The following is a 24,114-nucleotide window of genomic DNA, read 5'->3' as shown; positions in this document are numbered from 1 at the left end:
CGGACGGTAGCGCACTCTTGAACGCCGTACAAGGGTGTACCGTGGGTGGGGATGCCGCCGACCAAACCGCGTCAGGACCGCGAGGAGAAGCGCGCGGAGCTCGTGGCCGCGGCCCGGCGGCTGTTCGTCGAGGACGGCTTCGACGCGACCTCGATGGCCGCGCTGGCCCGGGCCGCTGGCGTCGCCCCGAACACCATCTACTGGTACTTCGGCGACAAGGACGACCTCCTCGTCGCGGTGCTCGACGCCGTGCTCGCCGACGCGCTCGCCGCCTACGCCGACGTCGCGGAGCGCCCGATCGTCGACCAGGTGCTCTGGACCGTCGGGCAGCTGCAGGCGCTCCGGGGGCTCGTCACGACCGTCCACGCCCGCATCGGTCGCTCCGAGGCGCTGAACGCCTGGCACGACGCGTTCCACGCGACCGCCGAGGGGCTCCTGCGCGCCTCGATCGAGCAGGCGGTGCCCGCGGACGCCCTCGACGCGGAGGTGCGGATCGCCGTGTTCACGGTCGAGGGGCTCCTGACGCACGCGCTGACGACCCCCGAGCAGCGAGCGGTCTGCGCACGGCTCGCGTCGCGCTGGGCCTGACCTACGCCGCCACCGACCGCCTCCTCGGGCGGCCGCCCGCTCGATCGCCGTCGCCCGCCCGCGCCCCGATGCCCCCGAGCCGGGAGGGGTCGTCCGCGGCCGCCCGTGGCGCCCGATGTCCGGTTTCCCCCCTCGTCGCGACCCCGGGCCGGTGCCACGATCGGTCGTGCCCCGCCTCCGGGGCCTCGACCCCCGACCGCAGGACCGCGCCCGTGTTCACGCCCATCCGCATCGTCCGCTTCTGGCTCCCCGCGCTGATCTTCGTCGCCGGCGCGGTGATGATCGCCGTCTCGCCCGACATCGTCGGCGTCGAGGGCGCCGCGCTCATGCTCGGCGGCGGACTGGGCGTCGTCGTCTCCAACCGCATCCACAAGATCGGGCTGAAGGGAGACGTCGACCGCGACCGCGAGAACGAGGCCCGCGCCTTCTTCGACCGCTACGGCGTGTGGCCGGACGAGGCCGACCCCGAGCAGCTCGCCGCCGCCCGCCACGACGGTCTGCTGCCGCACGGCCTGGCGAGCCGCTGAGCGCTCACCGCGCCCGCAGGAACGTCAGCACCGCCAGCACGCGGCGGTGCTCGTTCGGCTCGGCGCCCAGGCCGAGCTTGTGGAAGATCCGCGTGGAGTGCTTCTCGACGGCCGCGGCGCCGACGCCGAGCGCCTCCGCGATCCCGCGGTTGGAGCTGCCCTGGGCCATGAGCGCCAGCACCTCGCGCTCGCGCGGCGTCAGCGCCCGGAGCGGGTCGTCGTCGCGTCGCCGGCCGACCATCCGCGCGACCACCTCGGGATCGAGCGCCGACCCGCCGCGGGCGACGCGACGCACCGCCGCCGCGAACGCGTCGACGTCGATCACCCGGTCCTTCAGCAGGTAGCCGACCCCGCGCGGGTCGTCGCCGACCAGCTCGAGCGCGTAGCGCTCCTCGAGGAACTGCGAGAGCACGAGCACCGCGACGCCCGGCAGCTCGGCGCGGATCGCGACCGCCGCGCGCAGGCCGTCGTCCGTCCGGTCGGGCGGCATCTGCACGTCGACGATCGCGACGTCCGGACGGTGCGCGCGGACCTTGCGCAGCAGGTCCTCGGCGTCGCCGGCCTGGGCGACGACGTCCATCCCCGCGTCCGTCAGCAGCCGCGCGATGCCGGTGCGCAGCAGCACCTGGTCCTCGGCGATCAGCACCCGCAGCGGCTCCACGCGCCGACGGTAGCCGTCCGCCGCGCTCAGCGCCGCTCCGCCGGGTCGCGCGTCAGGACGGCGCGGCCGAGCAGCACCGTCGCGCGCGCCGGGCCCACGTCGCGCCGCAGCGCCCGCCACACCCGCAGCCGCGGGTGCGGGTCGGAGGGCGTGCCGTCGTCCGCGAAGCGCTGCCGCTGCGCCTCGTCGGCCAGCCCCGCGACGGCCGGGCCCAGCCGCGCCAGCCGCGGGCGCAGGCCCGCCAGCGTCGTCGAGGGCGCCACCGGGCCCGGCACCAGGCGCACGAGCAGCTCGCCCGTGCCCGCGGGCGCCGCGGCCTCCCGGCCACGGCGCCGCCGCGCGACCAGGCCCCCGCCGACGAGCAGCAGGACGAGCGCGCCGCCGACGGCCGCGGTCGCGCCGCCGCCCGCCCCGGCGCCGGCGCCCGCCGGCGTGAGGAGGTCGAGCGACGCGTCGACCTCGGCGTCGCCGGGCGGCGTCGGGTCGAACGGCACCCAGCCGAAGCCGGGGAAGTACACCTCGATCCACGCGTGCGCGTCCGAGTCGCGCACGTCGTAGCGCCCGTCGCCCGTCCGGCGGCCCGTCGCGAAGCCGGTGACCACGCGGGTCGGCACGTCGGCCAGGCGCAGCAGCATCGCGGCGGCGCCGGCGAACTGCTGGCAGTACCCGCGGTGCGTCTCGAAGAGGAAGTCCGCGAGCGGGAACGGGCCGGGCTGCGGGACGTCGGTGGTGTAGCGGAAGCGGTCGCCGTCCTGCAGGTACGACTGCACGCGGCGGACGACCTCGAGCTGCGAGCGCGTGCCCCGGGCCAGCCGCTCGGCGAGCGCGCCGGCGCGGCCCCAGGGCGTGCTGCGCAGCCAGCGGCGCTGCGCGGGCGTCAGCTCGTCGGGGCGCCGACCGCGGGCCTGCCCGTCGGTGCGCCCCGGACCGGGGCCCGGCCACTGGCTGCGCCGCCACTGCCACTGCGGCCAGACGCTGGTGTAGTCCGGGTAGCGGCCCGCGGCCGGCACCGGCACGTCCTGCAGTCCCGCCGCCGTGGCGCGCACCGCCCGGGCCTCGACGGTGTAGGTGTCCCCCGGCCGCGGCCCCGGCTGCACGCCCCACGCGTCGCCCCACATCGGGCGGACCTCGCCCGCCGCCTGCACGTCGGTGACGGCGCCCGGCGCGACGACGAGGCGGTTCTGCAGCCCGCGGACGTGGACCGTCGCGCGCCGCGTCTCCGCCGCGGGCTCGGGCAGGTCGGGCACGTCGTCGCGCGCGACGGACCACACGCGACCGTCGAACTCCTCGAGCGCCTGCATCCGCCACAGGGCGGGCGCGTCCGCCTCGACGTCGAGCATCGTCCGCCCCGTCCGGCGATCCGGGAGCGGGCCGTACGTCTGGCTCGGGTCCAGCCGCGTGAAGCCCGGCTTGCGCGCCGCGGCCCCGACGAAGGGGATCCAGCGCTCGTCCGGTCCCAGGGCCTGGGCCCCGAGCCCCGCGACCAGCGCCACCGCGACGGTCGCGGGCACCGCCGTCCGCAGCCGCCCGCGCGAGAGCCACAGCAGCGCGGCGGCGACGACCGCCGCGCCGGGCCAGCCCGCGTCGCCGGTCTGCTCGAGCGCCAGCGCCCCGACGACCGGCAGCGCCAGGAGCAGCAGGCCGACGAGCCGCCACGCGCGCGTGCGCCGGCGGCAGAGCGCGGCGGCGACGACCGCGCCGACGCCCGCGAGCAGCAGCGCCCCCGCGAGCGGCCAGGGGTCGGGGCCGACGGGGCCGCGGGCCGGCACGGTCAGCCCGTCGACGGCCCGCGCCAGCGCCGACGCGGTGTCGCCCCACGCGCCCGGGCGCAGCGCCGCGGCCGGCAGCCCGCCGAGCAGCAGCGACGCCGGGATCCACGGCACCGCGGCCAGCAGCCCGGCCCGGGCCGGCAGGACGCGGGCGACCACGAGCGCGGCGAGCGCCACCATCGGCGTCGCCCACAGCGCCCCCGCGCCGAGCACCGGCCACCACGCCGCGGCGCCCGCGAACGTGAGCAGCAGCACGGCCAGGCCGCGGCCGACGGCCGGGGCGGCGCGAACGTCCTCGCCGGTCATCCGGACCACTCCGCGACGGGCACGACGCCGGGCGGCAGCGGGGTGCGGTCCCGCCACGCCTCCTCGGGCGCCGCGGCGGCGCGCACGACGACGGCGGCCGGCTCGTCGAGCGGCCGCGCGGGCTGACCGGGCGCGAGCGCCGCCAGCCGGCGGTGGAGGGCGGCCCAGCCCCCGGCGGCGTCCTCGACCGCGGTCGGGGCGCGGTCGCCGGGCAGCAGGACGCGGCAGCCCCCGGTCCGCGCCAGCGCGAGCACGTGCCCGGCCGCGGCGCGCGCGGCCCAGTCGACGGCGGGACCGTCCTCGACGCCCGCGGTGTCGACCACGACGAGCGGCAGCCCCTGCCGGGCGGTGACGAAGGCGCGCTCCTGCAGGTCGCCCCCGCGCGCCGCGCTGCGCCAGTGGATGCGCCCGACCGGCGTGCCCGGCACGTAGGCGCGCAGGCCGTCCGGCTCGGGATCGCCGACGGGGTCGGCGCCGCCCGTGCGGGCGGTGCGCGGCGGGGCGAGCGGCTCGGGCAGCGACAGGAGCGCCTCGGCGGCGCCCGCGGCGACGGGCCGCGAGAACAGCCCCAGGTCGTCGCGCAGGCGCAGCGGCGACGCGCCGAGGACGTAGGCGCCGGGGCGATCCAGCGCCCACGACGTCGCGCCGCCGCGCGGCCCGAGCGCCCGCCAGCGGCCGTCGGGCGCGAGCGCCTCGACGTGCACGGGCAGCATCCCGACGCCGCGCACCGCGAACGTCACGTCGACGGGGCGGCCCTCGAGCAGGCCACGGCGGGCGACGCGGCGCGTCACGCGCACCCGCCGCGCGCCGATCCGGACGGCCAGCCACGCCCCGGCCAGCACCGCCAGGGCCCCGAGCGCGACGGCGAAGAGCGCGACGGACCCCAGCGCCGCGGCGCCCAGGCCCAGCGCGACCGCGGAGGCGCACCCCGGCAGCGCGGGCCCCAGCGCGAGCGGGACCGGCCGGGCGCTCACCGCGCGGGCGTCTCCCGCAGCGCGTCCGCGACCACCTCGGCCTGCGCCTCGAGCGGCGCGGCGGGCACCGGCTCGATCCGGTGCGCCAGCACCGCGGGCGCGAGCGCCTGCACGTCGTCGGGCAGCACGTGGTCGCGCCCGTCCAGGGCGGCGCGCGCCTTCGCGGCGCCGACGAGCTGCAGCCCGGCCCGCGGGCTGGCCCCGGACTCGGCCAGCGGGTGCTCGCGCGTCGCGCGCAGCAGCGCGACCACGTAGGCCAGCAGCGGCTCGGCGGTGCGGACCGTGGTGACGCCGCCGTGCGCGGCCACGAGCTCGGGCAGGCTGCCGGCCGCGAGGGCCGGCGGCTGCGGCCGCTCGCGCAGCAGCGCGGCCTCCTGCTCCGCGGACGGGTAGCCGAGCGACACGCGCGCCAGGAAGCGGTCGAGCTGCGCCGGCGGCAGCGGGTAGGTGCCGTCGAACCCGGCCGCCGGGTTCTGCGTCGCGACGACGAGGAACGGCCGCTCCAGGTGGTGCGTGCGGCCGTCGACGGTGACCTGCAGCTCCTGCATCGCCTCGAGCAGCCCCGACTGCGTCTTCGGCGTCGTGCGGTTGAGCTCGTCGACGAGCACGACGTTGGCGAAGATCGGCCCCGGGTGGAACTCGAACCGCTCCGCCCCGGCGTGCCAGACGCTGGCGCCGAGCACGTCGGACGGCAGCAGGTCGACGGTGGCCTGCACGCGGGCGAAGCGGCCGCCGATGCTCGCGGCGATCGTACGCGCGAGCTGCGTCTTGCCGACCCCGGGGCGGTCCTCGAGCAGCAGGTGGCCGCCGGCGAGCAGGACGCTCAGCACGACCTCGAGCACGTCGTCGTCGATCTGCATGCCCTCGCGGATGCGGGCGCGCAGGCGCTCGCCGAGCGCCGCGACGCCCGGCACGTCGAGGGGGGCGACCGGGCCTTCCGGCGGCGGAGCGACCGGGCTCAGCGCGACGGACGGATGCACCGTGGCCGGGGGCCGCTCGGCGGAGGATCCCGTGCTCATCCTGCGTCCGATGGTGGCACGGCGCCGTCCGCCCCCGCGCCGCATCGGGCGATCCGCCGCCCGATCGGGGCGGGTGTCGCTCAGGCGGTCGTCGGCGGCGCCGTCCCGTCCGGCGCGCCGAGCGCCTCGGGCAGCTGCGTCCGCGAGCGGATGCCGAGCTTGTCGTACGTGTGGCCCAGGTGCAGCTCGACGGTCTTGCGGGTGATCCACAGCCGCTCGGCGATCTGCCGGTTCGTCAGGCCCGCGGCCGCCAGGTCGGCGACGCGGCGCTCGCTCGGGGTGAGCGACGCGGGGCCCGACAGGGCCGTGCGCAGCGCGCGGGCGCCCGTGGCCGCGAGCTCCTCGCGGGCCGACCCGGCCAGCAGCCCGGCGCCGGTGACGTCGCCGATCTCGAGCGCGCGGCGCAGCGGCGCGCGGGCCTCCGTGCGGGCGCCGCGGCGCCGCAGCAGCGCGCCGAGCGCGTGCTGGGCCCAGCCCTCGTCGAGCCGCAGCGCGGACGGCCCCAGCAGCGCGAGGGCCGCGCGCAGCTGCGCCTCGCCCTCGTCCCCGCCGACGATCCGTCCGCGCGTGGCCAGGACGACGCCGACGACCCCGTCGGTGCCGGCGCCGCGGGCGAGCGCCTCCTGCGCGTCCAGGAGCGCGAGGGCCTCGTCCGTCCGGCCGACGGCGGCGAGCGCGCGGGCCCAGCGCAGGACGCGGCGGGTGGACAGCGGCGCCTTCCAGCCCCAGCGGTCCAGGCTGGCGACGGAGCGCGCCAGCAGCGCCTGCGCCTCCTCGGCCTCGCCGCCGACCAGGCGCAGCAGGCCGCGGCCCGCGAGGACGAACGCGGCGTGCACCGCGTCCTCGAGCTCGGGCGGGACGGGGTGCTCGGCGAGCACGCGCTCGGCCGCGGCCAGGTCGCCGGCCTGCACGTGCAGCTCGACGAGCGCCGACACGAACGTCCAGGCGGCCAGCCGGCGGCCCAGCTCGTTCGCGATCGCCAGGCCGCTCTGGCCGTGCGCGATGCCGGCCGCGATCGAGCCGTACTCCAGGTGCCAGTAGGCGCGCGCGTGCTCGACGTGCATGAGCGAGAAGCGGTTGCCGTTGCGGCGCGCGAGCTCCTCGCCGGCGTCGAGCACGCGGCGCGCCGCCTCGGGCGCCTCGCTGATCCGCAGGGCGAGCGCCACCAGCTGGTAGCTGGAGGAGTCGGGGCTGAGGACCTGCAGCAGCCGGCCGTCGACCTGCGCGCGGCGGGCCAGGTCGAGCACCTCGGCGCGCGGCGCCCCCTCGTGGGCCCGCTGGTAGGCGAGGTGCGCGAGCTCGGCCGGCGAGGCGGCGGCGGGGTCGCGGCGCGCCGGGCGCAGCAGCTCCTGCCGCAGGTCGACGGTGCTCGCGTGGTACATCGCGATGTCCAGCAGCAGGCCCTCCGTCCGCAGGCGGGCGTCGGGGCTGGCCGCCAGCGCGGCGGCGGCGCGGGCCTCGGCGAGCGCCGCCGGCGGGTCGACGAGCGACAGCAGCATCCCGCGCGCGACGTGGCCACGGGCGGCATCGTCGCCCGACAGGTCGCCCTCGAGCGCCTCGGTCAGGTGGGTGAGCCCCTCCGTGTTGCCGGTCCCGCCCTCGATCTCGCCCAGCTCGAGAAGCAGCCGCGGGCGCTGCTCCGGCGCGGGCGGCTCCTCGAGCGCGCGGCGCAGGTGGCGGATGGCGACGTCGGGCGCGCCGTCCGCGACGGCGGAGCGGGCGGCCGCGCGCAGGTCGTCGACGACGGCCGGGTCGCCCGCGGGTGCGGCGCCCAGGTGGTGCAGCGCCACCTCGGTGGCGCGGGCGCCGCGGGCGCGCAGCACCGCGACCGCCCGGCCGTGCAGGCGCGCGCGGGCGGTGGCGGGCGTCGAGCCGATGACGGCCTCGCGCAGCAGCGGGTGCACGAACCCCCAGTCGGCTGCGTCGAGGAAGCGGCCCGCGACGAGCGCGTCGGCCCCGCGCTCGGCGGCGGCCGGCGGCACGTCGGCGACGGCCGCGAGCTCGTCCAGGCGGTAGCCGGGCCCGAGGAGCGCGGCGGCGGGCGCCAGGGCGCGGGCGTCGGGCCCCAGGAGCGCCAGGCGGCGCCCGACGGCGTCGACGAGGCCCTCGGCGCCCACCGCCCGCGCGGCGGCGACGTCGTCGTCCGTGCCGCGCAGCCCGCGCTCGGCGGCCTGCAGGCCCAGCACCTGCAGCAGGAACGGGTTGCCCCCGGTCGCCGTGGCGCACGCCGCGACGAAGGCCGGGGTCGGGGCGTGGCCCAGGGCGCCCGCGAGCAGCGCCGCCGCGCCCTCCGCCCCGAGGACGTCCGGGCGGTCGACGGTGGTCGCGGGGTTCGCCGCGAACGCCGCGAGCAGGTCGGCGTCGCTCCCCGGCTCGCCCGGCCGCGCGGCGGCGAGCAGCGCGACGGGCAGCCCCTCGAGCCGCCGCGCCAGGTACTCGACCAGGCGCACGGACGGGCGGTCCGCCCAGTGCAGGTCGTCGACGACGAGCGCCAGCGGCCCCTCGTCGGCCAGGTTGGCGACGAGCCAGTAGAGCCCGTGGAGGACCGCGTAGCGCGGCTCCTCGCCCTCGGCGACCGCCGCGCCGTCGTCGGGGGTGAGCACCGCCGCCCCGCGGCCGGCGGCACCCTGGAGCAGGCGCTCGCGCCGCTCGGGCGACGCGGCGCCGACCTCGCGGTCCAGCAGCTGGTGGACCACGCCGAACGGGAAGTCGCGCTCGAGCGGCGACCCCGTGGCGCGCAGCACGCGCAGGCCCGCCGCGCGGGCGCGCTCGGCGGCCACGTCGAGGAGCGCGGTCTTGCCGATGCCCGCGGGCCCCTGCAGCAGCAGGGCCCGGCCCTCGCCGGCCACGGCGTCCCCGACCACGGCGTCGACGTCGCGCAGCTCGGCCTCGCGCTCGAGCAGGCGCGGCTCGGCCGGGGCGTCGAGGGCCTCCGCGGCCGGCTCGGAGGAGCGCATCGGCGCCATCGTAGCCGCGGCCCGCGCGGCGGCGCCGCGGCCCGGGGCGTTCCCCGCCGCCGGCCCCGACGGGCTCCGGCGGACCGGCCTCGCCGCGCCACGGCGGGCGCCACGCAGGCGGGGCGCCCGCTCAGAGGCCGACGACCCGCGGCAGCGTGAACGTCGACCGCCGGCGGGTCGATCCGGCCACGCTGGGGACCACGGTCTGCGCCCGGTAGACCGCGGCACCCGTGCCCTTCGGGGCGGGCACGCGGGCGACGAAGCGTCCCTGCCCGTCGGGCCGCACGCGGGCGACGACGCGATAGCGGGAGCACGACTCGCGCACCCGCAGCACGACGACCGGGCGGGCGGCGAAGCGCGGCCCGGCGACCCGCCCGCGGAAGGTCACGCGGCCGCCGGCGGCCGACAGGCCGGTGACGGCCATCCGCCGTGCGTACTTCAGCGCGGTCGTGCGGCGCCCGCCGGCGACGGCGTAGTAGCGCGCGGCGTCGGTGTAGCGGATCGCGGCCGGCGGGCGGGCGACGCGCGCGCGGAACGTGCCGTCGGAGCGGATGAGGGCGCTCCCGACGCGCCGGCCGGCGGCCCCCAGGCGGATGACCGCGCGCTGCCCGACGAGCCGCCGCTGGGCCACGCCCGTGACGACGGCCTTCGTCCCCGACGGCACGACGTCGACCAGGGTCACCGGCTCCTTCGTGCAGCGCAGGATCGCCTCGGCCTGCGGCGAGGTGAAGCGGGCGGGGTCCGCGACGCCGACGACCGGCTGCTCGCGGTCCTCCACCGCCGGCGGCGGCGTCGCGGGGGTGGCGACCGTCGGCGGCGTCGCGGGCGGGGTCGCCGTCGTGGGCGTCGTCACCACCGGCGGCTCCACGGGCGGGTCCACCGGCGGGTCGACGGGCGGATCCACGCGCGGGGCGCAGGTGACGCTCGACGCCGCGACCCGGGCGTTGGCGACGCGGGCGTCCAGCAGCGGCTGCCCCAGGGCGGTGACCGTCAGCCGCAGCGCCGAGCGGCGCAGCGCGCCGTCGGCCTCGTCCCCGTCGCCCGTCGCGACCTGCGCCCGCAGCAGGCCGGTCGGCAGCGCGATCGGGGTCGCGTCCAGCACGGGCCGGAGGTCGGCGGTGATGCCGCTCAGGAGCTGCCCCGCCGTCACGCCCAGCGTCGCGCCCAGCACGCCGTTCAGCGCCGAGACGAGCCCGCCGTCCGTCGCGTGCAGCAGCGCGTAGAGGGACGTGGTCGACGATCCGGCGACGCCCGCCACCACCGGCCCGAGCAGCCCCGTGGCGCGGACGCGCACGTTGCGCAGGACGTCGTCGACGGTCAGCAGGTCGCCCAGGCGCAGCGTCTGCGTGTCGAGCGACAGGACGCGCGTGGCGGCGCCGTCGCCGTCGACCGCGGTGCCGAGCACGCGCAGACCCGTGACCTGCGTGGCGCCGGCCAGCCGCGCCGTGCCGGCGTCGCAGGTCGCCGTCGCGCTCGCCCGCACGACGTCGGCGGTGGCGATGTCGGGCAGGGCGGCGCGGAGTGCCGCCGGCAGCGCGGCGGTCACGGCGCCCAGGACGCCGGCGGCGTCGGGCGGACCCACGAGCTCCAGCCCGCCGAGCGACGGCACGAGTGGGAGCGTCGGCGCCGTCAGCGACGCGAGCTGGTTCAGCGGCGGACGGCCGAGCAGGCCGGCGACCGCAGCGTCGATCTGGCCCGTGATGCTGGACGGGCCGCCGAGCAGCGGACCGGTGAGGGCGCCGACGGCCGGGGCGACGCCCAGGCGCAGGCCCGCCAGGCCGGCGTCGGCCGCGGCGTCCTGCCCGTCCCGCAGACGGGTCGTGGCGTCGGCGGCCGAGATCCGCCCCACGCCGGGGTCGAGGGTGGCGAGCGATCCGGTGTCCGTGCGGCAGGCGCCGCCGCCGGGGTTGGCGGCGATCGGCACGAGCGGTGCGCCGCCGAGGAGGGACAGGGTGAGGGCGTCCGAGGTGCAGGTGCCGGTCGGGGCGGCGGCCGCGGACGACGGGGCGGCGGTCACGGCGAGCGCCGCGAGCGCCAGGCCCCCGACGACGCGCCGGCTGCGGCGGCGGACGGAGCGGGCGCGAGGGAAGGAGGAGAGAGCGGTCACGGTGGCGCGGGGGGAGGGTGTGAACGGCGCTCACGGTACTCCGTACGTGACGCTCGTCCGTAACGAAACGACGGAGATCCGCCATGTGTCCATCCGTCCTCCCGCCGGGCATCCGGCACGCCGACGCGGGCGTTGGTCGCGGATGGCGGGCGTCGCCGGGCCGCGAGGCAGCGCGACTGCCGGCCGGCCGAGCCCGGCCCCGGAGTGCGCGGTGGCCGGCCCCGCGAAGGCGCCGGCCACCCACGCACCGTCCTCGAGGAAGCGACCCGGCCCGCGGGACCCGGCGGCCTGCCTCGTACCGCATCCTGCCAGGGCCTCCCGACGGCCGCCGCGTGAAGGCGCGGCCGGCGTGCCTTTGCGACGCGGACCGCGGCGGCGTGCGCGGCCCTCAGGCGACCAGCGTCGCCAGCAGCAGGCCGGCGCCCGTGCCGTCGAGCGTCTCGACGACGCCCTCGTCCTCGCGCAGCAAGGCGCGGAACGCCATCAGCTCGTGCGCGTGCGAGATCGCGTTGTCGGCCGCGACGAGCCCCCCGGGGCGGACCACCCGGCGCAGGGCCGGCCACCACCCCGCGTACGCGTCGCGCTCCGCGTCGAGGAAGACCAGGTCGTAGGCGTCCTCCTCCGCCGCCGCCAGGGCGGCGCCGCCGTCCTCCTGGCGCAGCGCGACCACGTCCTGCAGCCCGCCGCGCGCGACGTTCGCGCGGGCCGCCTCCAGCCGCCCCGCGTCGACGTCCACGGACTCCAGCCGGCCACCGGTCGCGCGCAGCGCGTCCCCGAGCCACAGCGCGGAGTACCCGTTGGAGGTGCCGACCTCGAGCACCCGCCGCGCGCCCGTCGCGTGGATCAGCAGGTGCAGCAGCGCCCCCGTCTCGGGCTCCAGGTTGCGCAGCCGGTCGCGCCGGTCGCGGTGCCCGGCGTCGTGGGCGCGGCCCTCGCGGTGCAGGTCGCGCAGCAGGTCCCGCAGCTCCGGGGTCACGGTCTGGTCTCCGGGGTCCACGCACACGACACCACCCCATCATGGCGGGTCCGCCCCGTGCCGACGAGTTCTCCGGGCGTTCACTTCCGACGATCGGGCGGCTGCCAAGGTGCCCCATCGTGCCCGGCGCTCCCGCCACGGGTCCGCGCGCCACGGCGCGCCGGACCGCCCGCCTGCCGCTCCTCGTCCTGCTGGCGATGCTCGTCGCGGAGCTGCTCGACGTGGTCGGCGCGGCGTCCGCCAACGGCGTGGCGCTCGCGGACGCGGCCGGCGTGCCGGCGGCGGCGCCCGAGCTGGGCGGCCTGGCCGTCGCGGGCGCCCTCGCCCTGCGGGTGGCCCGCCGGGAGCGCCGCGAGCCGTGCACCCGCTGGCCGCGGCGGCTGGCCGAGACGACGGGCATCCTGCTCGTCGGCCTGACGGCGCAGGAGCTGTTCGCCCTGGCCCTGCACGTGGGGCACGGCGACGGCGTGGCCGAGCTGGCCGCGCACGTGGCCGGGTCGGTGCTGCCGCTCGCGCTCGGCCTGGGCGCCGCCCTGGCGTTCGTCGTCGGCGTCGTCGGCGCCGTCCGCCGGGGGCGCGGCCGGATCGGCGCGGCCCGGACGCCCGTGCGTCCCGGCGCCCCCGCCCGGCGCCCGCTGCCGGCCGCCGCCCTGCTGCCCGCCGGCCTGCTGCTGGCGCGTCGGCATCCGGGACGGGCCCCGCCCGTCCCCGCCCGCTGAGCCCGCCGCCCCGCGGCCCGGCTCTCCGCGCCCGCCCGGCCCGTCGTCCCCCCTCGGCCGTCCCGGCGGGACGCGCTCGCACGCCGTCCGGCTCCGCGCCGGCCCGGCCGCGCCCGTCCACGGCCCCAGAAGGGCGGTGCGACGCCGTCGCGCGCACGTCTTCCCCACCCCCATCCCCGAATCCCCGAGGAGCCCCATGGCGTTCTCACGCTCCCTCCGCGGCCGCCGGCCGCTCATCGCCGCCGCGGCGGCCACCGTCGCCCTCGCCGGCGGCGCCGCCACAGCCGTCGCCGTCGGCACCGGCGCCCACGACGACCGCTCCGCCGCCCTGGCGACGAAGATCGACCCGTCCGTCCCGAAGAACGTCATCCTGCTCGTGGGCGACGGCATGGGCGAGTCCGAGGTGTCGATCGCCCGCTACTACCAGGGCGTCGACAAGCCGCTGAACATGGACCGCCTGCCGTTCCGCGGCGTGGCCACCACCTACGACCTGACCCCGCTCGACGACGTCGCGGCGAAGGGCAAGGAGAACTTCGACCCCGACTCGGCGTCGACGGCCACCGCGTGGTCCACCGGCCACAAGACGATGATCAACCGCCTGGGCCAGGGCAACAGCGCCAACAAGGCCACGCCGGGCGAGAACTACGAGACGACGATCGAGGCCGCGAAGAAGCTCGGCAAGTGGACGGGCAACGTCACGACTGCCGAGGTCACCGACGCCACGCCCGCCGGCCCGACGGCGCACATGAGCCAGCGGTCCTGTCAGGGCCCGGCCGACACGCGCAAGACGTGCCCGACGGAGGCGACGGGCGCGGGCCCGAACGCCCACGGCTCGATCGCCGAGCAGCAGGTCGCGCTCCGCCCCGACATCACGTTCGGCGCCGGCCGCGCCCGGTACCTGCAGACGCTGACCGCGGACGGCACGAAGACCGTCGTCGACCAGGCGAAGGAGCAGGGCTTCCGCTACCTGACGACGAAGTCCGACATGGACGCCGTCACGTCGCTGGGCGACGCGCCGGGCAGCCAGCCGCTGCTCGGCCTGTTCCACGACAAGGAGGTCGACGACAACGCGGCCAACATGGTCACGGAGTGGCAGGGCCCGACGGCCGCCCTCGCCGGCGCCGACGGCAACGCCGCCACGTGCGTGAAGACGCACCGCCAGGACACGGCCCCGCAGGAGCCCGCGCTGAGCGCGATGGCGAAGAAGTCGATCGACCTGCTCGACGCCGCCAGCACCGCGCACGGGAACAAGGGCTTCTTCCTGCAGATCGAGGGCGCCTCGATCGACAAGCGCGACCACGCCGCCAACCCGTGCGAGCAGATCGGCGAGACGCTCGAGTTCGACAAGGCGATCGGCCTGGCACTGGACTACCAGCAGAGCCACCCCGACACGCTGGTCATCGTGACGGCGGACCACTCGCACTCCTCGCAGATCGTCTCGGCCGACGACAGCGAGCTGCCGACGGGCTACTACAACACGATCACCACGCCGGCCGGCGACAAGCTGCGCATCTCGTACGGCACGAACGGCGGCAACACCGGCACGCACGTGCCGCCCACCGGCGCCCCCAGCCAGCAGCACACCGGCGCCGCCGTCCCCGTGATGGCCGTCGGCCCGCAGGCCGCGAACGTCACCGGGACGATCGACCAGACCGACCTGTTCCCGCTGCTGACGTTCCAGAAGGTCCCGTCCACGCTGCCGCACGGCACGGTCACGGTCCCCGGGCCGACGACGACGGTCGCGGGCCCGACGAAGACTGTGACGACGCCCGCGACCGTCGCCCCGCTGACCGCGGGTCTGGCGGCCCCGGGCTCGGTCGGCAGCGCGTCCGCCCGGCGCGGCTTCTCGCTGTCGCTCCTGGCGTCGAAGGGCGCGAAGGCCCGCGTGACGGTGCGGTCGGGCAGCACGACGGTCGGCCGCGGCGCCGTGTCGCTGCGCGGCGGCAAGGCCGCCGGCCTGCGGGTGAAGGCGACGAAGCTGCGCGCCGGCCGCGCCGCGACGCTGCGCGTGACGGCCGTCGTGACGGCGGGCCACGAGCGCGTGACGCGCACCGCGCGCGTGCGCGTCACGAAGCGCTGAGCTCCGCGGGGCGGGCGCCCGCCCGCCCCGCGTCCTCCTCCCGCCGTCCGGAGTCGCGCCGTGCGACGCCGGCGCGGCCGGGGTGGCACCCCAGCCGCCCCGCCGGGGCGAGCGCCCGGCGGCCCGATGCGTCGCGCCCGCGGGCGCGACATGAGACCCTGCACGCATGCTCGCCGCCGCGATGACCCACCCGATCGTGCTCGCGCTGGCGGGCCGGGGCTCGAGCGGCTTCTCCGGCGGCTCCGGGCGCTCCTACTCGGGCGGGGGCTACTCCGGCCGGTCCTACGGCGGCGGGGGCGGCGGCATCTTCTTCTTCGGCGGCGGGGGCGGGGGCGGCGGCCTGCTGTTCCTGATCTTCCTGATCGTGATCGCCGTCGTGATCGCCCGGTTCGTCCTGCCGGCGATCCGCAACGCGAGCGAGGCCGGCCGCGCCCGCGCGACCGACCGCGAGCGCCAGGCGCGCGAGGCCGCCGTCCTGCCGAGCACGTGGGAGGCGGCCGAGGACGACGCCGCGTTCGACCCCGACGAGGTGCGCGCCGCCGCCGCGAGCCTGGTCGTCGACACGCAGGACGCCTGGGACCGCAACGACCAGCAGCGCCTGTCCGAGCTCGTCGGGCCGGACCTGCTGGCCGAGTGGAGCCGACGCCTGGACGACTTCCGCCGCCGCGGCTGGCGCTCGCGCGCCGGGATCGTCGGCACGCCGGTCGTGCGCATCGTCGGCCTGACGAACCGCACGAGCGACGATCAGGACCGCGTCGTCGTCCACGTCACCGCCGACGCGATCTCGTACGTCGAGACGCAGTACGGCGAGCGCCTGTACGAGCAGGGGCAGGTCGACGAGACGGTCCGCATGTCGCAGTACTGGACGCTCGGCAAGCGCGACGGCCGCTGGATCCTCGTGTCGATCGAGGAGGACGGCGAGGGCGACCACCACCTGCACGGCGAGGTCGTCGCGCGCGCCGACCTGGACCCGGCGCTCGCCGACCAGGCCCGGACCGAGGTGGCGGTCGCCGGCGCCGCCGCGCCCGCCGCGACGCTCGCCGAGCTCGTCCCCGCGTCGCTCTCCGACGACGCCCGCGCCACGGCCCTCGACCTGGCGCTCGTGGACGACCGCTTCAGCCCCGACGTGCTGACCGCCGCCGTGCGCCGGGCCGTCGCGGCCTGGACCGCCGCGATCGACGGCGCGGACGACGAGCTCGCGGCCGTCTCGACGCCGCAGGCCGTGCGCGACCTGCTCTACGCCGACGCCGACGCGGACGTCCGCACCGTCGTCCGCGGACCGCGCGTCGAGGACGTCGTGATCGAGCAGGTGCGCGGCGACGTCGCGCCGCCCCGCATCGAGGTGACGGTGCGCCACCGCGCCCGCTGGTACCGCGAGGACCGCGACACCCAGGCCGTGCTCGCCGGCTCCCGCACCGCCGAGACGCGGCGCGAGGAGCACTGGACGCTGGCGCTCACCGACGACGCCGACGTCGTCTGGCGCCTCGTCGCGGCGCGCTGACCGGCGGTCGGCGGGGCCGGGCGCGGCCCTAGGCGCCGGACGGGGCGGGCGCGTCCGTCGTGCCGGTGCCGCCCTGCCCCTGCGTGGGGTCGACCTCGAGCAGCTGCTCGGCGCCGACGTCCACGCGCCACTCCGTGTCGGGCGGGCCGCCGCCGACGGTCTGCTCCGACCCCGCCTCGTCGGCCTCGCGCTCGCGCGGGCTCAGGCGCACCACGCGGAACGTCAGCGCGGGGTTGCGTCCGCGGCGGGCCGTGACCGTCGCGCGGTCCGGACCGTCCTTGCGCAGCGTGTAGATGAGCCCGTCGGCGGCCTGGCCGGCGTCGTCGCTCGCGTTGTACGGCCCGGGCATCGAGCTGATCGCGGTGTTCAGCGCCGCGCGGCACGACCCGGCCGGTCCCGCGTCGAAGCGCTCGCGCGCCCGGACCGTCAGGAGCGAGCACGCCCGCTGGCCGTTGGCCTGCGCGATCGCGGCGATCAGCAGCTGGTTGACCGCGGAGCGCGGGTCGTCGGCGGGGAACCGCGACGCCTGGCCGCAGCCGGCCGCGCCGCCGCCGAGCGCGAGCGCGCACGCGGCCACCGCCGCGCGGCGCGACCACGGGGCGCGCATCAGGCGCAGAACTCCAGGACGGCGTCGAGCGGCCCGCGCGGCGGCACCCGCGGCTCCTGCCGCGGCGGCCCCAGGTGGAGCAGCCCCAGCGCGTCCTCGTTCTCGGGCAGCCCGACGGCCTCGCGCCCGGCGGGCTGCAGCAGCAGCGCGGGGGTGCGCCAGTAGCCGGCCAGGCCGCGGGCGTGGGCCGCCAGCAGCAGCCCGTAGACGGCGGCGGCCGCGGCGTCGCGGTCCTCCTGCGCCACCCGCGGGTCGTCGTCGACGACGACGGACGCGACGATCAGCGTCGGCGCGCGGTCCAGCTTGCGGGCCGACTCCGGCGCCGCGTCCTTCAGGGCCTGCAGCGTCCGCGGGCCGACCACGCGGAACCGCCAGGGCTCCGTCAGGTCGTGGTTGGGCGCCCAGCGCGCCAGCTCGACGAGCTCCTCGATCGTCGCGCGGTCGAGCGGCTCCGCCCCGTACGCCTTGTGGGTGCGGCGGGTGCGGATCGCCTGGACGAGGTCCATCGGCCCCTCGCCGCTCACGCGGCGCCGCCCTCGTCCTCGTCGTCCTCGTAGAGCGACTCGCGCGCCAGCTCGACGCCGTCGGCGCCGACCAGGACGATCTCGAGCGTGTCCCCCTGGTAGTCGTCGGGCGCCAGGAGCGTGAAGCGGCCGTCCGCGACGGGGCAGCGGTCGACGACCGAGCCGTCGAGCTCGGCGAGCGCGTGCGCCGCGCCCGCCACCTGCGGCCGGCCCCACACGAGCGTCATCGCGGCGACGTCGCCGTCGCCGCGCCACGCGCCGACGACGGTCTCGCACAGGTCGATGCGCCAGTCCGGGTTGTTCTCGGCCAGCTCGCTCGTCACCTGCGCCTCGGCCTCGAACAGCCGCGGCTCGCCGTCGTCGTCGGCGGGGATGAAGCGGACGAAGCCGTAAGCCTCCAGGCCGGTGCTGGTCCGCGAGGTCGCCGGCACGAACGTCCGGCCGTGCCAGGTGCGGTCGGGGAACCAGACCAGGTCGCCCGGGTCGCCGATCCCGTCGGCCTCGGACGGCTCGTCGGGATCGGGCTCCAGGGCGCCGACCGCGTCGCGGAAGGCGGCCCCCAGACGGTCGGCCCAGCGGCCGTAGGGGGCCGTCTCCTGGGGCGGCTCGGCGGCGTAGCGGGGCAGGAAGCGCTCGAGGTCGGCCATCCCGCCCGAGTCTACGCTCAGGCCGCCGCCGCGCGCTCCTGCAGGCGCCGGGCCCGGGCGTCGGGATCCGGCACGGGCACGGCGTCCAGCAGCGCCCTCGTGTAGGGGTGGCCCGGGTTGGCGTACAGCTGCTCCGAGCTGCCCAGCTCGACGATGCCGCCCGAGTACATCACCGCGATGCGGTCGCACATGTAGCGGACGACGGACAGGTCGTGCGCGATGAACAGCAGCGTCAGGTTCAGGTCGCGCTGCAGCTGGCGCAGCAGGTTGAGCACCTGCGCCTGGATCGACACGTCCAGCGCCGACACCGGCTCGTCCGCCACCAGCAGCTTCGGCCCCAGCGCGATGGCGCGCGCGATGCCGATGCGCTGGCGCTGGCCGCCGGAGAACTCGTGCGGCAGGCGGTTGTAGTGCTCGGGGTTCAGGCCCACCAGGTCCATGAGCTCCTGGACGCGGCGCTTGCGCTCGCCCTCGCCCGTCGCGATCCCGTGGATGTCGAGCGGCGTGCCGATGATCGACCCGATCGTCTGCCGCGGGTTGAGCGACGAGTACGGGTCCTGGAAGACCATCTGCACGTCGCGGCGGAACGGCACGAGCTGCTTGCGGGCCAGGCCGGCGATGTCGGTCCCGTCGAAGTCGACGGTGCCGCTCGTCGGGTCCAGCAGGCGGCAGATCATGCGCGCCGTCGTCGACTTGCCGCAGCCGGACTCGCCGACCAGGCCGAACGTCTCGCCGCGGCGGACGTCGAACGAGACGCCGTTGACCGCGCGGACGGCGCCGACCTGGCGCTGGAAGAGGATGCCGCGCGTGATCGGGAACTCCTTACGCAGCTCCCGGACCCGCAGGATGTTGTCGCCCTCGTCCAGCGTGTCGTGGCGGACGGCGGGGACGTCGGCCTTGCGCGGCTCGGGGTCCTCGAGCACCGCGCGCGGGTCGACGTCGGTCCTCGGCTCGGGGGTGCTCACGCGACCTCCTCCTGACGGGTCGGGATGCCGACGGCCACCGCGGCCTCCTCGGGCGTGCCGCCCCCGGAGAGGATGCGCCAGATCTCGGTGTTGCGCTCCGGCGGCATCGTGCAGCGCACGGCGTGCGCGTCGTCGCCGGGCACGCGCTCGAGCGGCGGCATGCCGGGGCGGCAGCAGCCGGCGGCGTACGGGCAGCGGGCGCGGAAGGAGCAGTCGTCCCCCAGCCCGATCAGGCTCGGCGGACGGCCGTCGACGGGCACGAGCTCCACGTCGCGCGGCATGTCGAGCCGCGGGATGGAGCGCAGCAGGCCCCACGTGTAGGGGTGGCGCGGCTGGCGGAACAGGTCCGCGACGGGCGCGCGCTCGACGATGCGGCCGGCGTACATGACGGCGATCTCGTCGGTCGTCTCGGCCACGACGCCCAGGTCGTGGGTGATCATCACCACGGCCGTGCCGAGCTCGCTCTGCAGGCGGTCGATCAGGTCGAGGATCTGCTTCTGGACGGTCACGTCCAGGGCCGTGGTCGGCTCGTCGGCGATGAGCAGCTTCGGGTCGTTGGCCAGCGCCATCGCGATCATCACGCGCTGCCGCATGCCGCCCGAGAACTCGTGCGGGTAGTTGTCGACGCGGCGCGACGGCTCGGGGATGCCGACGAGGCCGAGCATCTCGACGGCCCGCGCCTTCGCCTGCTTCTTCGTGACGTCGTTGTGCGCCCGGACCGCCTCGATGATCTGGTCGCCGACGCGGTAGAAGGGGTGCAGCGACGAGAGCGGGTCCTGGAAGATCATCGCGATCTCGTTGCCGCGGATCGCGCGGAGCTCCTCGGTGGAGAGCTTGAGCAGGTCGCGGCCCTCGAAGAAGACCTCGCCGCTGATGATCGTCGAGGCCGACCGCGTGAGCCCCATGAGGGTCAGGCTCGAGACGGACTTGCCGGACCCGGACTCGCCGACGATGCCGAGCGACTGGCCGCGGTCGACGCTGTAGGAGACGCCGCCGACGGCCTGGACCAGGCCGTCCTCGGTGCGGAAGCCGACCTTCAGGTCGCGGACCTCGAGCAGGGGCGCGTCCGCGGGGTCCCGGGGGGCGGTGCCGGCCTGGTCGGCCGGCGCGTTGGAGTCGGTCATTCGTACTTCACCCGCGGGTCGATGAGGGCGTAGAGCAGGTCCACGATGAGGGCCGAGATGCAGACGAAGAACGCGAGGAAGAGCACCGTCGCCTGGATCGTCGCGACGTCGCCGCGCTGGATGGCGTCGTAGGACAGCCGGCCCAGGCCGGGGATGTTGAAGACGGACTCCGTCAGGATCGCGTTGCCGCCGATGAGCAGGCCGATGTCGACGCCGAGCGCCGTGACGATCGGCGTCACCGCGGAGCGGGTCGCGTGCTTGAAGATGACCGTGCGCTCGGGCAGGCCCTTCGCCCGGGCCGTGCGGATGTAGTCCTCCTCGATCGTCTCGAGCAGGCTGCCGCGGAGCAGGCGGGCGTAGACGGCGGAGAACGCGGCGGCGAGGACGATCCACGGCAGGACCATGCCCCACGCGCGGTCGAAGAAGCCGGAGGCGTCCTGGTACGCGCCGGCGCCCGGGAAGACGTGGAACTTGCCGATGTCGGTCGCGAACAGGTACAGGCCGACGAGGCCGAGCCAGTAGACCGGGGCGGAGATGCCGACGAGGGCGCCGCCCATCGCGAGGCGGTCGGGCAGCTTGCCGCGCTTGAGCGCGGAGATCGTGCCGACGACGAAGGCGACGCTCAGCCAGACGACGGCCGCGCCGACGACGAGCCAGACGGTCGCGCCGAGGGCGTCGAGCAGCAGCGGACGGAGCTCGGCGTCGGAGATGTACGACCGGCCGAAGTCGAAGTGCAGGGCGTTCCAGAGGAAGTCGCCCAGTTGCTGGTACCAGGGGTTGTCGAGCCCGAGGGACTCGCGGATCGCGTCGAGGCGCTCCTGCGTGGGCGCCTTGCCGGCCCGGGCCCGCACGGGGTCGCCGGAGGGGAGGACGCGGAAGAGGAAGTACGCGACTGCCGTGATGATGACGAGCGTCACCACGGTCCACAGCAGGCGTCTGATGATGTATCTGGCCACGGAGGAAGCTGCTTCTGTGAGGGAAGAAGACGGGGGCGAACGGCGCGGGGGCCCGCACGTGGCGGGCCCCCGCGGCGCTCAGAGCACTACTTCAGGGACGTGAAGTTCAGGTCCCAGAGCGAGTTGAACGAGCTCGGGACGCCAGCGACGTCCTTCGAGCGCACGTCCGTCGTCTTGTCGGCGACGAACGGGACCGCCGGGGCGGCCATGACGATCGCCTTGTCGACGGCGGCCCACGCCTTCAGGCGCTCCTCGCCGGTCGTCGGCAGGGCGGCCTCGACGGCCTTGTTGACCGCGGGGTCGTTCAGGTAGGACAGGTTGTAGGAGACCTGGCCCTTCTCCTTCGGGATGGCGCCGCCGTAGAACGGCACCTGCAGGAGCGTCGACGCGTCGTTGAAGTCCTTGAACCAGCCGGCCGTGCCGCAGATGGCGACCTTCTTGGTCCGCTGACCGCACCACTCGTTGTAGACCGCGTCCTGCGGGACGAGACGCAGGCGGACGTTGAAGCCCATGCGCTTGAACTCGTTGGCCGCGACCTGCGCCGCCGCCTTGCCCGGGTCGGCGTTGGCGCCGACCATCAGGAGCTGCTCCTTGCCCTCGTACTTGCCCGAGGCGTAGCCCGCCGCCTTGAAGTACTTCGCCGAGACCTCGGCGTTGCCCTTCGGGTAGTTCATGAAGTCGACGTCGAAGCCCTTCTCCCCGCCGGCCTGCTCGTAGCCGGGGAAGCCCTCGGTGAGGTAGTGCGTCGGGATCGGACCCACGAACTTGCCACCGCGCGCCTTGCGGGCCGCGTCGCGGTTGAAGCCCGCGATCACCGCGCGACGGACGTTCACGTCGTCGAACGGCTTGATGTCGTTGTTCATGGAGAAGTACCGGAAGCCGCCGGACGGCGTCTGCGTGTACTGGTCCTTGGTCTTCGTGGCGAGCTGCTCGAGGATGTTCGCCGGCGGGTTGGTGTCGAGCAGCATGTGGCTGCCGTCGAGCACCTGGCGCGCGGCGACGTTCGCGTCCGTCACGTCGGTCTTGATGTTCCAGCCGTCGGCGTAGGCCGGGCGGAAGTCCGTCGCCTTGTCCCAGTTGGGGTTGCGGACGAGCGTGATGCTCTTCGTCTTCTTCCAGCCGACGCCGTCGATCTTGCCCTTGGCGTTGTTCTTCACCATGTACGGGCCGGTGGAGACGACGTTGTCCTGGTACGTCGACGGGTTGTTCTTGTCGAACTTCGACGCGTACTCCTCCGGCACCGGCGCGGTGTAGGGGAGCACGAAGGACTGGACGAGCTGGGCCGCGTACGGCTTCGTCAGCTTGAAGATCAGCGTCTGGTCGTCCGGCGTCTCGATGCCCTTGATGTCGGGCGTCTTCGCCTGCAGCGACGAGGGCGCGCCCTCGATGAAGTCGAAGTAGTTCGTGTAGCCACCCGGCGACGTCTTCGTGAAGAGGCGCGAGATCGCGTACTTGATGTCCTTCGAGGTGACCTCGCGGTCGACCGGCGGCGAGAACTTCACGCCCTTCTTCAGCTTGACCGTGACGGTCTTGTTGCCGTCGGAGATGACCGGATCGCCCTCGGCGATGTCCGGGATCACCTTCGTGGCGTCGTTCGGCTGGAAGTAGTACAGGCGGCGCTGGGTCGCCTCGAGGACCAGGAACGAGAACTGGTAGTAGGCCTGGCCCGGATCCATGTAGTCGACGTCCGAGGACGCGAGCATGGTGCCGACGCCGCCGGCCTTGCCGGGAGCGGGCTTCTGGGCCGGGTCGTACGCGCCGGGCGGCAGGTCGCTGCTGGCGGACGCGCTGGAGCCGGACGAGCCGGATGAACCGCTGGAGGAGTCGTCGCCACCGCAGGCGGCGAGCCCCATGGACGCGGCCGCGAGGCCGGCGATCGTGAGCGGGAGACCGAGATAACGGCGCATCACGAGTCCTTTCTGTCGGGAACCGAGGGGTATGGGAGGGACGGGGAGGGAAGGGAAGACGTGCGACCCGCGGGGCGCACGGCCGCTACTTGGAGCTGCGGCCGGTGCGCGGGTTGATGGCGTCCTGCAGGCCGTCGCCGACGATGTTGAAGGCGAGGACGGCGAGGAGCAGCGCGATGCCGGGGAAGACCATGAACCACCAGGCGGTGTCGAAGATCTTGATCGCGTCCGAGATCATCGCGCCCCAGGACGGGGTGCTCGGGTCGACGCCGACGCCCAGGAAGGACAGGGCGGCCTCGGCCAGGATGTTCTGCGGGATGAGGATCGTCGCGATGACGATGAGCGGCGCCGTCAGGTTCGGCAGGATCTCGCGGAAGATGATCCGGCGGTCGCTCGCGCCGAGGGAGCGCGCGGCGTCCACGAACTCCTTCTCGCGCAGCGACAGCACCTGCCCGCGCACGAGGCGGGCGACGTACGGCCACGAGGTCAGCGAGATCACGACGACGACGACCGTCAGGCCCGGCTGGATCGCGCCGCCGAGGCAGCCGTCGGCGCAGGCGACGCTCAGGCCGATGCCGAGCAGGATCGTCGGGAAGGCGAGCGTCAGCTCGGTGATGCGCGACAGGAACGCGTCGACCTTGCCGCGGTAGTAGCCGGCGAGCAGCCCGAGGACGACGCCGATGGCCATCGTCACCGCGGTCGCGACGAACGCCACGAGCATGGACACGCGGGCGCCGTAGAGGACGCGCGAGAGCACGTCGCGGCCGCGGTCGTCCACCCCGAACGGGTGCGCCCCGGACGGCCCGACGGGCGAGCCGAAGTCGTTCAGCGCGTCGTCGTTCTGCAGGTTCGGGTCCTGCAGGCCGAACACCTTGACGATGAGCGGCGCGAAGATCGCGATGAGGACGACGAGGGCGATGAAGCCCAGCGCGACCATGGCCACCTTGTCCCGCTTGAGTCGCCCCCAGAACAGCTGGAGCGGCGATCGCGCCGCGATGGGCGCGTTGGCCGCCGCCGCCTCGGGCGAATCGGGTACGACGGGTTCAGGGCCGGGCTCGGCCGCGATCGGGGTGCTCACGTAGCGAGGGTTCCTGAGGAGGGAACGGAGACGATCTGCGGGGCCCGGAGCCACGAGGGAGTGGCGGGAGGTCGCGCGGACCGTCGGAGAGATTGACACATCGTGGGACCCAGGGGGGAAGT

The 24,114-nt window shown here is 76.4% G+C and carries 20 protein-coding genes; 5 read left to right on the top strand and 15 right to left on the bottom strand.

Translation table 11 applies throughout. The features are described 5' to 3' along the window. The first annotated feature begins 51 nt into the window (after window positions 1-51). Both J3P29_RS02645 and J3P29_RS02640 read left to right on the top strand, forming a co-directional pair. A complete protein-coding gene (locus J3P29_RS02645) occupies window positions 52-588 on the top strand; it encodes a helix-turn-helix domain-containing protein (protein WP_210491485.1) in 537 nt (178 codons plus the stop codon). 212 nt (window positions 589-800) lie between these two features. After that, the gene (locus tag J3P29_RS02640; protein WP_210491484.1) at window positions 801-1,115 is read left to right on the top strand and encodes a hypothetical protein; all 315 of its coding nucleotides are present in this window, start codon (window positions 801-803) and stop codon (window positions 1,113-1,115) included. Window positions 1,116-1,119: 4 nt separating this feature from the next. On the opposite strand, the gene J3P29_RS02635 is transcribed toward J3P29_RS02640, so the two are convergent. The 7 genes from J3P29_RS02635 to J3P29_RS02605 all read right to left on the bottom strand — a co-directional run bounded on the left by J3P29_RS02635 (window position 1,120) and on the right by J3P29_RS02605 (window position 11,905). After that, window positions 1,120-1,767 carry a response regulator transcription factor gene (locus J3P29_RS02635; protein ID WP_210492976.1) on the bottom strand — a complete coding sequence of 216 codons (648 nt, stop codon included), beginning with the start codon at window positions 1,765-1,767 and terminating at the stop codon, window positions 1,120-1,122. A 35-nt stretch (window positions 1,768-1,802) separates the two neighbouring features. After that, on the bottom strand, window positions 1,803-3,851 hold the full coding sequence (locus tag J3P29_RS02630) for a transglutaminase-like domain-containing protein (protein ID WP_210491483.1): 2,049 nt from the start codon (window positions 3,849-3,851) through the stop codon (window positions 1,803-1,805). Then, window positions 3,848-4,825: a DUF58 domain-containing protein gene (locus tag J3P29_RS02625; protein ID WP_210491482.1), complete on the bottom strand. Its 978-nt coding sequence runs from the start codon at window positions 4,823-4,825 to the stop codon at window positions 3,848-3,850. Before J3P29_RS02625 ends, J3P29_RS02630 begins: the two co-directional genes overlap by 4 nt. Next, window positions 4,822-5,844, bottom strand: a complete 1,023-nt coding sequence (locus J3P29_RS02620; protein WP_246851400.1) for a MoxR family ATPase — start codon at window positions 5,842-5,844, stop codon at window positions 4,822-4,824. Before J3P29_RS02620 ends, J3P29_RS02625 begins: the two co-directional genes overlap by 4 nt. An 80-nt stretch (window positions 5,845-5,924) precedes the next feature. Then, window positions 5,925-8,801, bottom strand: coding sequence for a LuxR family transcriptional regulator (locus J3P29_RS02615; protein ID WP_210491481.1), 2,877 nt, complete (start codon window positions 8,799-8,801; stop codon window positions 5,925-5,927). 130 nt (window positions 8,802-8,931) lie between these two features. Further along, window positions 8,932-10,908: a hypothetical protein gene (locus J3P29_RS02610; RefSeq protein WP_210491480.1), complete on the bottom strand. Its 1,977-nt coding sequence runs from the start codon at window positions 10,906-10,908 to the stop codon at window positions 8,932-8,934. 388 nt (window positions 10,909-11,296) lie between these two features. Beyond that, window positions 11,297-11,905, bottom strand: coding sequence for a class I SAM-dependent methyltransferase (locus tag J3P29_RS02605; protein ID WP_210491479.1), 609 nt, complete (start codon window positions 11,903-11,905; stop codon window positions 11,297-11,299). A gap of 98 nt (window positions 11,906-12,003) precedes the next feature. Here J3P29_RS02605 and J3P29_RS02600 point away from each other — a divergent pair, with 98 nt between their 5' ends. The 3 genes from J3P29_RS02600 (at window position 12,004) to J3P29_RS02590 (ending at window position 16,184) form a co-directional block, all read left to right on the top strand. Continuing rightward, window positions 12,004-12,603 carry a hypothetical protein gene (locus tag J3P29_RS02600; RefSeq protein WP_210491478.1) on the top strand — a complete coding sequence of 200 codons (600 nt, stop codon included), beginning with the start codon at window positions 12,004-12,006 and terminating at the stop codon, window positions 12,601-12,603. Window positions 12,604-12,799: 196 nt separating this feature from the next. Next, entirely contained in the window at window positions 12,800-14,683 is a 1,884-nt protein-coding gene (locus tag J3P29_RS02595) for an alkaline phosphatase (RefSeq protein ID WP_210491477.1), read from the top strand. 166 nt (window positions 14,684-14,849) lie between these two features. After that, the gene (locus J3P29_RS02590) at window positions 14,850-16,184 is read left to right on the top strand and encodes a TIM44-like domain-containing protein (protein WP_210491476.1); all 1,335 of its coding nucleotides are present in this window, start codon (window positions 14,850-14,852) and stop codon (window positions 16,182-16,184) included. 28 nt (window positions 16,185-16,212) lie between these two features. Here J3P29_RS02590 and J3P29_RS02585 read toward each other — a convergent pair whose 3' ends face one another. From J3P29_RS02585 to J3P29_RS02550, 8 genes are all read right to left on the bottom strand, one after another. Further along, a complete protein-coding gene (locus tag J3P29_RS02585) occupies window positions 16,213-16,791 on the bottom strand; it encodes a hypothetical protein (protein ID WP_210491475.1) in 579 nt (192 codons plus the stop codon). After that, window positions 16,791-17,315: a nitroreductase gene (locus tag J3P29_RS02580; protein ID WP_210491474.1), complete on the bottom strand. Its 525-nt coding sequence runs from the start codon at window positions 17,313-17,315 to the stop codon at window positions 16,791-16,793. The genes J3P29_RS02585 and J3P29_RS02580 overlap by 1 nt, the downstream gene beginning before the upstream one ends. Beyond that, window positions 17,312-17,962, bottom strand: coding sequence for a hypothetical protein (locus J3P29_RS02575; RefSeq protein ID WP_210491473.1), 651 nt, complete (start codon window positions 17,960-17,962; stop codon window positions 17,312-17,314). The genes J3P29_RS02580 and J3P29_RS02575 overlap by 4 nt, the downstream gene beginning before the upstream one ends. A 17-nt stretch (window positions 17,963-17,979) precedes the next feature. Continuing rightward, entirely contained in the window at window positions 17,980-18,828 is an 849-nt protein-coding gene (locus tag J3P29_RS02570) for an ATP-binding cassette domain-containing protein (protein WP_210492974.1), read from the bottom strand. A gap of 95 nt (window positions 18,829-18,923) precedes the next feature. Beyond that, window positions 18,924-20,051 (bottom strand): ABC transporter ATP-binding protein, encoded by a 1,128-nt coding sequence (locus J3P29_RS02565; RefSeq protein ID WP_210491467.1) that lies wholly within the window; start codon window positions 20,049-20,051, stop codon window positions 18,924-18,926. Continuing rightward, window positions 20,048-21,007: an ABC transporter permease gene (locus tag J3P29_RS02560; RefSeq protein WP_210491465.1), complete on the bottom strand. Its 960-nt coding sequence runs from the start codon at window positions 21,005-21,007 to the stop codon at window positions 20,048-20,050. The genes J3P29_RS02565 and J3P29_RS02560 overlap by 4 nt, the downstream gene beginning before the upstream one ends. 86 nt (window positions 21,008-21,093) lie before the next feature. Further along, window positions 21,094-22,914, bottom strand: coding sequence for an ABC transporter substrate-binding protein (locus J3P29_RS02555; protein WP_210491463.1), 1,821 nt, complete (start codon window positions 22,912-22,914; stop codon window positions 21,094-21,096). 85 nt (window positions 22,915-22,999) lie between these two features. Then, the gene (locus J3P29_RS02550; protein ID WP_349239751.1) at window positions 23,000-23,992 is read right to left on the bottom strand and encodes an ABC transporter permease; all 993 of its coding nucleotides are present in this window, start codon (window positions 23,990-23,992) and stop codon (window positions 23,000-23,002) included. Window positions 23,993-24,114 lie beyond the last annotated feature (122 nt).

It is taken from the genome of Patulibacter sp. SYSU D01012 (assembly GCF_017916475.1).
Lineage (GTDB): Bacteria > Actinomycetota > Thermoleophilia > Solirubrobacterales > Solirubrobacteraceae > Patulibacter.
Note: the sequence above shows the minus strand (reverse complement) of the source record. Positions and strands in the feature narration are given on the sequence as shown.

Coding starts and splice junctions, on each gene's coding strand:
- J3P29_RS02645 (WP_210491485.1), top strand. CDS start 52: ATGCCGCCGACCAAACCGCGTCAGGACCGCGAGGAGAAGCGCGCGGAG.
- J3P29_RS02630 (WP_210491483.1), bottom strand. CDS start 3,851: ATGACCGGCGAGGACGTTCGCGCCGCCCCGGCCGTCGGCCGCGGCCTG.
- J3P29_RS02620 (WP_246851400.1), bottom strand. CDS start 5,844: ATGAGCACGGGATCCTCCGCCGAGCGGCCCCCGGCCACGGTGCATCCG.
- J3P29_RS02615 (WP_210491481.1), bottom strand. CDS start 8,801: ATGCGCTCCTCCGAGCCGGCCGCGGAGGCCCTCGACGCCCCGGCCGAG.
- J3P29_RS02595 (WP_210491477.1), top strand. CDS start 12,800: ATGGCGTTCTCACGCTCCCTCCGCGGCCGCCGGCCGCTCATCGCCGCC.
- J3P29_RS02590 (WP_210491476.1), top strand. CDS start 14,850: ATGCTCGCCGCCGCGATGACCCACCCGATCGTGCTCGCGCTGGCGGGC.
- J3P29_RS02585 (WP_210491475.1), bottom strand. CDS start 16,791: ATGCGCGCCCCGTGGTCGCGCCGCGCGGCGGTGGCCGCGTGCGCGCTC.
- J3P29_RS02575 (WP_210491473.1), bottom strand. CDS start 17,962: ATGGCCGACCTCGAGCGCTTCCTGCCCCGCTACGCCGCCGAGCCGCCC.
- J3P29_RS02565 (WP_210491467.1), bottom strand. CDS start 20,051: ATGACCGACTCCAACGCGCCGGCCGACCAGGCCGGCACCGCCCCCCGG.
- J3P29_RS02555 (WP_210491463.1), bottom strand. CDS start 22,914: ATGCGCCGTTATCTCGGTCTCCCGCTCACGATCGCCGGCCTCGCGGCC.